This is a genomic window from Oleiphilus sp. HI0117 (genome assembly GCF_001635235.1).
This window is the reverse complement of record NZ_LWGA01000026.1, coordinates 1-1,244: the sequence shown is the minus strand read 5'-3', so window position 1 is coordinate 1,244 and position 1,244 is coordinate 1. Positions and strand designations below refer to the sequence as shown.

Sequence of the window (1,244 nt, the reverse complement as noted above, 5' to 3'; positions counted from 1 at the left end):
TGGTCACCTTTTTTGTAGATTATTAATTATTGGATATAAACCGGTAAAAATAAAAGCTTTTCGCTAAAACCCGCTTGTGTTTTATAGTGCATCCGGTAAGCTTTGTATGATAATAAGTCAAATGATTTTAGTGTGAAAAGCGTACGATTTGACAAAGAATACTTGAATCCCCACCAAAAAAATGAAGGTAAGATGATGAAATTAAATTCGATCAAGCTGTTCCTGGCGCTTATTTTTTCGATTTTAGTACTAACTGGTTGTGAAAGCTTAAGTACTGAAGATGAGTTCACTGCAGACGAAGTTCCAGCTGCACAAGACGAAAACCAATCTGAAGACAGTGCTTCAACCGGCGGTACAGTTTCAGGTGCACCAGACGCTGATCAAATTAGTGTTGAAGAGCAGGCTGCTCAAAGAGCTAAAGAAGCTGCTATGGCCGAGCAAGCCGCTTTGCGTGAAATGAGAACTTTTTACTTTGAGTTTGACCAGTCAACTGTTAAGTCTGAGTCACGTCCTGCATTGGCAGCTCACGCGGCTTACTTATCTGCTAACCCATCGTCAAAAGTTGTGATTGAAGGTCACTGTGATGAGCGTGGCACTAAGGGTTACAACGTTGCATTAGGTGAGCGTCGTGGTAACTCGATTGCTAAATTCCTAATTGTAAATGGTGTTTCTAAAGCTCAAATTGAAGTAGTTAGCTACGGTGAAGAACGTCCTGCAAATGCTGGCCATAACGAAGCAGCATGGGCTCAAAACCGAAGAGCTTATATTGAGTATCAATAATCATTATGATGATTGATAAGACTCTCGCGCGGAGCTGTTTTTCAGCTCCGGCGCTATTACCAGTTACCCTCCTGTCCTTTCTTGTTATTTCTGCTCCTCTTTCTGCGCGAACACTAATTTTTCAGTCAGAACAAAACAATTCTGCGCCCGAAGCGTCAGCGCCTGCTGAACAAACAGCGTTGCCTTCGGCTCGGCCTGTTAGTGCGCCTGTCGCACTGCCGGTTCAAAGCTCTGCAAATAGTGAATTGTTTTTTATGATCGAGGAATTGCAGCAGCAGCTTAAGGCTCTTAGAGGTGTTGTAGAAGAGCAAGCTAATGAGATACGTCACTTAAAGCGAAATGCGAAGGCTAGATATCTTGACCTGGACTCAAGAGTGTTGGCTTTGTCCAAGCAAGCCAAGTCAAGTGGGTCGAGTTCTACTGTTTCCAATACATCCTCAGTCGTTTCGCCTAGCCTAAGTGTG

The 1,244-nt window shown here is 43.3% G+C and carries 2 protein-coding genes; both read left to right on the top strand.

The window, feature by feature from the left end; genetic code table 11:
* Positions 1–192 precede the first annotated feature (192 nt).
* The gene (gene pal / locus A3757_RS00645; RefSeq protein WP_231872114.1) at positions 193–780 is read left to right on the top strand and encodes a peptidoglycan-associated lipoprotein Pal; all 588 of its coding nucleotides are present in this window, start codon (positions 193–195) and stop codon (positions 778–780) included.
* A gap of 5 nt (positions 781–785) precedes the next feature.
* Positions 786–1,244: YbgF trimerization domain-containing protein (locus A3757_RS00640; RefSeq protein ID WP_304439154.1), on the top strand; the 459-nt coding region annotated here is incomplete at its 3' end.

Coding starts and splice junctions, on each gene's coding strand:
- pal (WP_231872114.1), top strand. CDS start 193: ATGATGAAATTAAATTCGATCAAGCTGTTCCTGGCGCTTATTTTTTCG.